Here is an 8614-nt window from a genome sequence, read left to right on the forward strand (position 1 = left end):
TCCAGAAGCACGAGGAGACCGCCAGTGACCCACGCCCAGCCGACAGACAGAGCAGCCGCCCGGGAACGCGTCCTCGCCGACAAGGACACCGTCATAAAGCGATACACCGACGAAGAGTCCCTGGCCTCCATCGCCCGCGCCTACGGCGTCCTCGACGCCTGGCTCACCAACCAGCTCATCACCTGGGGCGTACCCCTCCGCACACACGCCCAGGCCATGACCCTCTGGCGACAACAACGCGCCACCGACACCAAATCGACCTTCCGCCGATAACGCCAGCGGGTTCCCCGTGCCCGCTCAGGGCCGCCCCAGCAGCTGGCTGCCCGCCGCGAGATCGCCGCGCGCGGTGAAGAACTCGGTGAACCCATGGACGAACTCCGCCTCGCTGAGCCGGCCGTCGCCGTCCCGGTCCAGCTGGCGGAAGCCGTGGGAGATCTCGGCCGGATGCAGCCGGGAGCCGAAGACGACACGATACTCATCGGCCCCGATGAAACCGCTGCGGTCCGTGTCGGCCGCCCGGAAGACCGCGTGCAGCGCGGCGCGCAGACCCGGCTGCGGCTGCGGCTGCTGATGCGGATGCTCCGGATCGCGGTCGTGGGCGGCGATGGCCGCCGCCACGAACTCGGCCTTGGAGATCCGCCCGTCGCCGTCCGTGTCCATGGTCCGGCGGAGCTCCTCCCACCAGGCGTCGAACCCCGCGTACACCGCTTCCTCCCCGGCGTCGTCGAGTTCGAGCTGCCAGCAGACGTTATGGGCCATCGCCCGCAGATCGTGGGAGCTGATGAACCCGTCGCCGGTCTGGTCGAGCACCTCGCTGAAGAACCGTCCCAGCCTGGGCCTGCGGGTGTCCCGCCGCCCTGGACGGAACCGCCGTGGCGCGGAAACGTCAATCGGCCCGGCGGCGGAAGGGTCCGACTGCGTCCGGTACCGCAGCCGGTCCGGTAACCGGGTCGCCACCCGGCGCGCACCGTGGTGCAGCACCCGGGAGAGCAGCGCCCCCGGCCGGCCCGCGACGAGTCCGAAGCGCTCCCGGTAGGCGGGCGGCAGATCGGCGATGGTCAGAGTGGTGAGCACGGCCGCGATCAGCAGCCGCAGCAGCGGCCAGAGCGGGGCGAGCAGCCGCAGCCGCCGGGGCCTGGGTGCCTCGCGGAGCATGTCGAACAGCAGATAGCGCGCCTGCGCGTTGAACTCCAGGCACTCCCGTACGACGGTGTCGACATACGCGGGCACCTCGGCGGCGGTCCTCGGCAGCACCCCGCCGGGCAGCCGGAACTCGGCGCAGATGGCCGAGAACTCCCCGTACAGCACATCCAGTTCGGCGGGGCCGAGCGGGTCGCCGGACAGCTCCCGCATGGCCACCACCGACTCGTACAGAGTGATCAGCACCCAGACCCTGGTGGCCGGATCCTGCGCCGAGTACGCCTGTCCGTGGCCGTCGACGCCCTGGATGCGCCGGTGGGCCCGGTCCAGCCGGGCGACCTCCCGGCGGAGCGTGGCGCGATCCGCGAAGACGAGCCGCCGTCCGCTGCTCATCGTGTGCTCGATCCGCCGCCAGGGGTGCGCGCGGTAGGTGGAGTGCTCGGCGGTGCCGGCGGCTACCACCGGGTGCGAGGTCTGGAGCACCAGGAGCCGCCAGGCCACCAGGATCATGCGCCACTCGGCGAGATGGCGGCGGAACAGGGAGCCGCTCTGCCCGGGGCCGGGAGAGACGGGACCGGGAGAGACGGCGTCGGGATGGGCGGGGCCGGGAACAGCGGGACCGGGAAGAGCGGTGTCGTCCATGGGGGATTCCTCGGGGCGGTGACGTCGTGGACCACACCCGATCTGCTCTTCCCGATCCGCCGGGAAACACACGATGAGAAAGTCATATCAACATATGAATCACTTTCTCGTGCTCATCCCGGGTCCCAGCTTTCATCGTCGTCCGCCACCCCGAACGCGCCCCCGGCGTCGGAGCGCGGCCTGCTGAGCACGCCGAGGACGACACGGGCGGTGGCGGTGGTCGTGGCGGCGAGGGCTCGGTGGATCGTGCGGGGGGTCATCTGCCTCACTTCTTTCATGATCGATACGGGTCCGGCTGGGCATGGCGCCATGCCCCCATGGCCTGGGTGCGGCCGAGGGGGCGGAACTGGTGCGGCTGATCCGCGGCGGGCGGGTCCGGTGGACCGGTCGGCGATACGGCCCCGGAGGGCAGCCCGCGACCGGGCGTCGGGATACGGCGGCGGGCCCGGCACGCGGCGACGGCACCGGCCGTCAGCTGCCGCGGGCAGGTCCTCGGTGATGCGGGCAGCTGCCTGCGCACCATGCGGGATACAGGGTCCCGCGACGGTCGGGTGTCGGGAGGGTACGGCCGGGAGAAGCTCGCGAGGCGAGCGCCCGCACCGGGTCGGCTCGGGACTCACCAGAGGGTGGCGGTGTCCGCCTTTCCATCTCTCATACCGACGATCGTGTCAGGCCGACCGGGGTGCCGCAACGCGGTTTTCGCGTGATGGAAGCGTGATGGAAGGAGGCCGTGTCGCGGTGGACGGAGAGACGGCGAAGGCCCGTTCCCCCGGCGGCCGAAGCCGGGGGAACGGGCCTGCTGAACCCGGGGAACGCGGGGAGCCTTCGAGCCCAGGGAGCCCGGGGAGCCCTGCGCCGGAGGCGCTCCCGTCGCGTCAGTCGTGGTTGTGGGTGGAGGAGGTGTCCGCCGGAGGCTCCGCACGGCCGCCGTCCCGGCCGGTGATCAGCACCGCGAGCAGCACCGCGAGGGTGCCCGCCGCGAGCAGCCTGCCGGTGAGCCGCAGGCTCCAGCCCGCCTTCGAGCCGGGGTGCGCACCCGGCGCGGCCAGTCGCTGGGAGCGGCGGGCGGGGCGGAGCAGCCGGGCCAGGAAGAGGGCGGCGATGGGGAGTTGCAGCAGCCAGACCGAGGTGCGGAACCAGCCGTCGTACCAGACGTTGGTGCCGTACAGCAGGGTGTGCCACACGCTCAGCACATAGACCACGATGACGAACCGGTGCATCACCCGCCAGGTGCGGGCCCCGATGCGATGACGCACATAGAAGAGCAGGCCGAGCGGGATGGCGAGATAGAGGGCCGCCTGCCCCACCGGGATGGCGATCCTGCCGGTGCCGGAGGCGTAGCCGCCGGGCACGAAGGACTCGACGAAGGCCGTCCAGGTGCTCCCGTACCAGCTGTCCGGGTCATGGTTGATCAGCTCGGCGGCGAAGAACAGCGCGTGCGCGACGATCAGGGCGATGGTGTTGAGGCTGGTGGTGCGGTGCAGCCGCTCCAGCCGGGGGGCGGGGATCCGCAGCCAGGCCGGGCGGGCGCCGGAGAGCAGCAGCCCGAGGACTACCGTGCCCCAGGCCCAGAGCAGCGCGGACCAGCCGAACGCCTGGCTGAGGAAGTACATCCAGAAGCCGCCGGGGTCGTCCGCCATGAAGGGCATGACGGTGGCCGTGGAGGAGGCTCTCGACCGGATGCGGGCGTAGAGCAGGGCGAAGACGGCTCCGGTGACGATCAGGGCGATCAGCCCGTCCACGGTGCTCGCGCGCAGATCGGAACGGAGGGTCACCCGGGTCGGCGTCCGCTCCCGGGTCCCGGTGCCGGTGCCGGTGCCGGTGCCGGTGCCGGTGCCGGTGCCCGTGCCCGTGCCCATATCCGTATCCGTATCCGCACCGTCCGCCGGTCCGTCCACCGCGCCGCCCGCCGGGCCGTCCACCGCCGGGCCGTCCGCAGCGCTCGCCGGAGACAGCTCCTCCCCGCGTGTGGGCTCCGGTTCCGGAACAGCCTGCTCCGTATTCGTCCGCATCGACTCGGCTCCGCTTCTCGCTGAAACCCGCGCGGTCCTCTCCGGCGTGCGGGGAACGTCGGTAGAGAGGTCGGATGCGGGAGCGGAAGAGTTCCCGGCGATCTGACGTGACGCGCATCACACAGCAAGGTGTCCAGCAAAAGCCGCGATCGCCCAAAGTATCCACATCAGCAAGGCTTTTCGGGACCCCCGGCCTCACTGGCACCATGATGACCACCATGGGAGCCGGATCCGCACTCCGCCTCACCCACACCGCGGTACTCGCCGCAGTGTGCGTCATCGTGTCCGGACTCGGGCACGATCTGTCCTCCGGAGCCGCGCCGTCCCCGCAGGGGTACGCGCTCGCCCTCCCGCCCGTCTGCGCCATCGCATGGAGGCTCACCCGCAGACGGCGCTCCGCCCCGGCCGTGGTCACGGCGAGCGCGCTGCTCCAGCTCGCACTGCATGTGCTGTTCGGTCTGGCGCCCCACGGCGCATCCCCGGGCCCCGCCCACGGCGGACACCCGGCGATGCGGGAGGCGCCCCTCACCGGACTGCTCGCTCCCGCCCTGCTGACCTCGCTGACCTACGGCATGGCCGGGGCGCATGTGCTCGCCGGGGCGGTGTGCGGCTGGTGGCTCTGGCGCGGGGAGCACGCGCTCGTCCAACTCGCGCGGGCCCTCGCCCTGTTCCTGGGCGGTCGGCTGCGCTTCGCCCTGACCGTGCTGACCGGCGCGTACTCCGGGCTTCCCGTCTTCTGGGCCCCGGTCGGCCGACGGGCGCCCGCCCTGCTCCCGGCCTCGCTCGAACCTCTGCGCGCCCTCTACCGGCGCGGCCCCCCTCTCCTTCCGTCCTGAATCTCGTCATCCCCCACCACCCTGACGGGCTCCGCCCGGACGTGAAGGACGTTTTGTCATGCTTTCTTGCCCTGTTGCTGATGCCGTCACCCCGCTGAGGTCCCTGGACGGCCAGGACCGCGACCCGGTCCAGGACCACACGCTTACTGCGGACCGAGCACCCGACCGCGATGCGGAGATCACCGGATGGGCCCTCGCCGCTGGGCACGGCGACCGCCGCGCCGCCGAGCTCTTCGTCCACGCCACCTACGACGACGTACGGCGCTTCGTCGCCCATCTCACCGCCGACATCCGCTGCGCCGAGGATCTGACCCAGGAGACCTACCTGCGCGCCCTCCCCGGACTGAGCCGTTTCGCGGGCCGCTCCTGCGCCCGGTCCTGGCTGCTGACGATCGCCCGGCGGGTGGTCGTGGACCGCTACCGCCGGGCGGCGGCCCGGCCCCGGATCGCGGACACCGCGGACTGGCTGGGGGCCGCGGACCGCGCCATCCCCCGCCATCTGCCCGGCTTCGAGGAGTCGGTGGCCTTCTCGGACGCGCTGCGCGCACTGGAGCAGGGCAGACAGCAGGCGTTCCTGCTGACCTGCGTCCTCGGGCTGTCGTACGCGGAAGCCGCGGACGCGCTCGACTGCCCGGTGGGCACCATACGGTCCCGGGTGGCGCGCGCCCGGCGTGATCTGGCGGAGGTCTGGAGCGAGCCGGGAGCGCTGGTCGCGGCCTGACGGCCCGAACTACGCCCGTGCCGGGGCGCTCGTGCCGGGGTCCCGGCCCCGGCACGGGCCCCGGCACGGGCGCTCTCGCCGCCAAAGTCCGCTAGCCGCCCTGCGGCCGTCGCGCGTCCACCTCGATCTCGATCTTCATCCGTGGGTCGGCGAGTCCGCACACCAGCATGGTGGCCGCCGGGCGGACCTCGCCGAAGCACCGTCGCAGCACGGGCCAGCAGGGCTCGAAGTCCGCGCGTTCGGGCAGCAGATAGCGCACCCGTACGACATCGGCGAAGCCGCACCCGGCCGCTTCCAGAGCCGCCCCGATGTTGCGCAGACACTGCTCGGCCTGCTCCACCACATCGTCGGAGATCGTCATGGTCCCGTAGTCGAAGCCGGTCGTGCCGGACACATGCACCCGGTCGCCGTCCACCACGGCACGGGCGTAGCCGATCTGCTCCTCGAAGGGGGAACCGCTGAGAATCGCGCGTCGCTCTGTCATCCGCCGAACGTTAGACCGTCCGCAGACCGTCCGCGGAAACAGTCTCCAGCGCCCGTCGCTCACCCCTCGCCGGGGACCCGCACCGGGCGGGGAGCCGTACGAGCGGCACGCCGCCGGCCGATCCGGCGTGCCGCGCCCCACAGCACCACCGGCAGCACGGCGCTCTGCGCTCCTGCCGCAATCCAGAACCAGCCCGCGCCGCCGGTCCGTTCGGCGAGCCCGTACAGCGGGCCGCCCAGCAGCGCCGCGGCGAACGCGCCGAGCCCGGCCGCCAGCCGCTGACGGCCGAAGACGGTCGCCGAGGGGGCCCGGGAGCGGGCCAGCGCCTCCAGATCGTTGCGGAGGAAGAGCACGGTCTCGGCGAGGCCGAGCAGCACCGCCCCCGCCACGATCCCCAGCGGCTCGCCCGTCGCGACGGCCGCGAGCCCCAGGCCCATCGCCCCGAACCCGAGCCGCAGCGTGCGTCCGTAACCGAGCCCGGCGATCCAGGACGCCAGCAGCGGCTGGGCGGCGACCAGCAGCAGGGCGTACCCCATCAGCAGCGTGCCGTAGAACGCGGCGGAGGTGCGGGGGACCGCGTACAGCGCGATGTAGTGCTGGAAGTACATGAAGACGTAGACGGAGAGCAGGGTGTACGCGAACGGGGGCAGCCCGCCCGTCCGGGGCTCCGGCTCCTTCCGGGGCTCCGGCTTCTTCCGGGGCTCCGGCTTCTTCCGGGGCTCCGGCCCCTCCGCCACCGGATGCTCGGACACCGGCTCGCGCTTGGTCGCCGCCTCGTCCGCCATCGGCGGCAGCAGCGCGTGCGCGAGCCCGACCACGGCGAAGAGCACCGCCACCGCGCCGAAGAGCACGGCGGGCGAGGAGAGGACGAAGGGCGCGGCGGCGGGCGGCCCCAGCGCCATCCCCGCGTTGAAGGCCGAACCGCTCACCGCGAGCAGCCGGGGCCGCCGCTCCTCGGTGCACCCGGCCACCAGATACGCCTTGTTGGCGGGCAGATAGAGCGCCGCCCCCGTCGAGACGAGGAACAGCGCCGTCACCGCGAGCACCGGCCGTTCCAGACCGGGCACAAAGCAGGCGAACCCCGCCGTCCGCACCGCGAGCGCCACCAGCATCGTGGCCCGCAGTCCGATGCGGCGGGCCAGCGCCGCCCCTGCCACCCCGCCGCTGAACTGCACCAGCGAGGCCACCGCGAGCACCGTGCCGACCACCCCGAGCCCGAAACCCCAGCGCTCATGGAGCAGCACCGACATATACGGGAGGACCGCGAAACTGCCCAGGGTGATCAGGAAGGACGCGCCCAGCAGCAGCAGTTGGGCCCAGGAGACGCGTCTCACGGCCCGCCGCCCCATGGCCCGCCGCCTCACGGCCCGTCTCACGGCCCGGCTGCCGGCCTCATGACCGGGCGTACGGAGGTGGCCGCGCTCCAGGCGCGGTGCTGGGCGAGCTCGGCGGTGGCGGCCTCGGCGAGGACCATGCCGGTGCAGCCGCGCTGATCGCCGATGTCGGGGACGGCGTCCCCGGGGGCCCGTACCGGATACCACTCCACCTCTCCGGGGTACGCGCCGAGACCGTCGAGCCCGCGCCAGCCGGTGAGCGTCCCCGCCCGGTCCGGGTAGACCAGGACGAAGGCGACGGCCGGACCCGCCGTCCGGACCGGCGTGTCCAGCAGGGCGGGGCGGCGGCCTAGGGCGGCGTCGACCAGCGCGTCGTACACATTGACCTGGAGCGAGCGGCAGAGCGCCTCGCCGATCAGCGCGCCGCCGATCCGCCGGTTGATCTCGACGAGTTCGGGCCCGTGCGCGGTGAGGACGAACTCCACATGCGCGAAGCCCTGATCGTGCCCGGCCGCGTCGAGCACCCGTCCCGCCCACTTCTCCAGCCCGTCGTGATCACCGGGCGGCAGCGCCACGGGGAAGGCGGCGCCCTCCTCCCGTACGGCGGGGGTACGCGAGGTCTGTCTGCTGGAGACCCCGAGCAGCCGGGTCTCGCCCGCCCAGCTGAGGGTCTCCGCGCTGTAGAGCGGCCCGGCGAGGAACGGCTCGGCGAAGAGCTCTCCCTTGAGCGGGGCTTCGGCGGCCTCGGCGAGCGCGGCCCGCAGTCCGTCCGTGTCGCGGACGATCCAGACGCCCCGGGACGAGGTGCCGGAGGAGTCCTTGAGCACAGCGGGCAGCCCCACGGCTTCGACGACCCGGGCGGCCCGGGCGGCCTGGTCCGCGACGCCGTCCACGATGCCGCCCGCGATGCCGTCTTGGCCGGGGCGGCGTTCGAGGACGAGGGCCGCCCGGTCGCTCACTCCGGCGCGGTGCAGCGCGTCCCGTACCCGGGCCTTGTCCCGCAGCAGCCGTACGGCGGCCGGATCGGGTCCGGGAAGGCCGTAGGCCACGGCGAGTTCGGCGGCCGGGGCGCTCCAGGTGTCGGTGGTGTTGATCAGTCCGGCGAGCGAGGGGAGGCCGTCGAGCACCCGGCGCACGGCGGCCATGTCGGTGGTGTCGACGTCGATGACGTCGAGGGCGTCCGGAGGGAGGGTGGCCAGTTCATGGCGGTAGACGCTCCGGTCTCCGGTGAGCAGGCAGAGCCGGTGGCCCCGGGCGGCGGCGGCCTCGGCGGTTCTGGCCAGCCCGAAGGAGAGCGATTCGAGGGAAGCGAGGGAAGGGAGGGAAGGGAGGGAAGGGAGGGGCGCGGTCATCGGATGCCTCCGGCGGGGTGGGTGCTCTCGGCGGGAAGGGAGGGGTGCGCGCCGCGGGCGGCTGAGGCGACCGGGGCCGGGGAGTCGCCCGCG

Annotated in this window: 9 protein-coding genes; 3 read left to right on the plus strand and 6 right to left on the minus strand. The window is 73.1% G+C overall.

Going from position 1 to position 8614, the window contains the following annotated elements:
- Positions 1–24: 24 nt before the first annotated feature.
- Positions 25–273: a hypothetical protein gene (locus tag FF041_RS23075; RefSeq protein ID WP_153524572.1), complete on the plus strand. Its 249-nt coding sequence runs from the start codon at positions 25–27 to the stop codon at positions 271–273.
- Between the two features lie 24 nt (positions 274–297).
- On the opposite strand, the gene FF041_RS23080 is transcribed toward FF041_RS23075, so the two are convergent.
- The 3 genes from FF041_RS23080 to FF041_RS23090 form a co-directional block, all read right to left on the minus strand.
- The gene (locus tag FF041_RS23080; protein WP_153524573.1) at positions 298–1782 is read right to left on the minus strand and encodes an oxygenase MpaB family protein; all 1485 of its coding nucleotides are present in this window, start codon (positions 1780–1782) and stop codon (positions 298–300) included.
- Positions 1783–1895: 113 nt separating this feature from the next.
- Entirely contained in the window at positions 1896–2042 is a 147-nt protein-coding gene (locus FF041_RS23085; protein ID WP_153524574.1) for a hypothetical protein, read from the minus strand.
- Between the two features lie 615 nt (positions 2043–2657).
- Complete coding sequence (locus tag FF041_RS23090) at positions 2658–3794, minus strand: ferric reductase-like transmembrane domain-containing protein (RefSeq protein WP_407698184.1); 1137 nt, start codon at positions 3792–3794, stop codon at positions 2658–2660.
- A gap of 206 nt (positions 3795–4000) precedes the next feature.
- On the opposite strand from FF041_RS23090, the gene FF041_RS23095 reads away from it, so the two are divergent.
- Both FF041_RS23095 and FF041_RS23100 read left to right on the plus strand, forming a co-directional pair.
- Positions 4001–4630, plus strand: a complete 630-nt coding sequence (locus tag FF041_RS23095) for a hypothetical protein (protein WP_323392452.1) — start codon at positions 4001–4003, stop codon at positions 4628–4630.
- A 58-nt stretch (positions 4631–4688) separates the two neighbouring features.
- The gene (locus FF041_RS23100; protein ID WP_153524575.1) at positions 4689–5351 is read left to right on the plus strand and encodes a sigma-70 family RNA polymerase sigma factor; all 663 of its coding nucleotides are present in this window, start codon (positions 4689–4691) and stop codon (positions 5349–5351) included.
- 91 nt (positions 5352–5442) lie between these two features.
- Here FF041_RS23100 and FF041_RS23105 read toward each other — a convergent pair whose 3' ends face one another.
- Genes FF041_RS23105 through FF041_RS23115 form a run of 3 tightly spaced genes read right to left on the minus strand, consistent with a single transcriptional unit; the run spans position 5443 to position 8521 of the window.
- Positions 5443–5835, minus strand: coding sequence for a RidA family protein (locus tag FF041_RS23105; protein WP_153524576.1), 393 nt, complete (start codon positions 5833–5835; stop codon positions 5443–5445).
- 59 nt (positions 5836–5894) lie between these two features.
- A complete protein-coding gene (locus tag FF041_RS23110; protein ID WP_153524577.1) occupies positions 5895–7184 on the minus strand; it encodes an MFS transporter in 1290 nt (429 codons plus the stop codon).
- Positions 7185–7207: 23 nt separating this feature from the next.
- Positions 7208–8521 (minus strand): ATP-grasp domain-containing protein, encoded by a 1314-nt coding sequence (locus FF041_RS23115; RefSeq protein ID WP_153524578.1) that lies wholly within the window; start codon positions 8519–8521, stop codon positions 7208–7210.
- Positions 8522–8614: the final 93 nt, after the last annotated feature.

It is taken from the genome of Streptomyces jumonjinensis, from assembly GCF_009600885.1.
GTDB classification, from domain to species: Bacteria; Actinomycetota; Actinomycetes; order Streptomycetales; family Streptomycetaceae; genus Streptomyces; species Streptomyces jumonjinensis.

Coding starts and splice junctions, on each gene's coding strand:
- FF041_RS23080 (WP_153524573.1), bottom strand. CDS start 1,782: ATGGACGACACCGCTCTTCCCGGTCCCGCTGTTCCCGGCCCCGCCCAT.
- FF041_RS23085 (WP_153524574.1), bottom strand. CDS start 2,042: ATGACCCCCCGCACGATCCACCGAGCCCTCGCCGCCACGACCACCGCC.
- FF041_RS23090 (WP_407698184.1), bottom strand. CDS start 3,794: ATGCGGACGAATACGGAGCAGGCTGTTCCGGAACCGGAGCCCACACGC.
- FF041_RS23095 (WP_323392452.1), top strand. CDS start 4,001: ATGATGACCACCATGGGAGCCGGATCCGCACTCCGCCTCACCCACACC.
- FF041_RS23100 (WP_153524575.1), top strand. CDS start 4,689: ATGCTTTCTTGCCCTGTTGCTGATGCCGTCACCCCGCTGAGGTCCCTG.
- FF041_RS23105 (WP_153524576.1), bottom strand. CDS start 5,835: ATGACAGAGCGACGCGCGATTCTCAGCGGTTCCCCCTTCGAGGAGCAG.
- FF041_RS23110 (WP_153524577.1), bottom strand. CDS start 7,184: ATGGGGCGGCGGGCCGTGAGACGCGTCTCCTGGGCCCAACTGCTGCTG.
- FF041_RS23115 (WP_153524578.1), bottom strand. CDS start 8,521: ATGACCGCGCCCCTCCCTTCCCTCCCTTCCCTCCCTTCCCTCGCTTCC.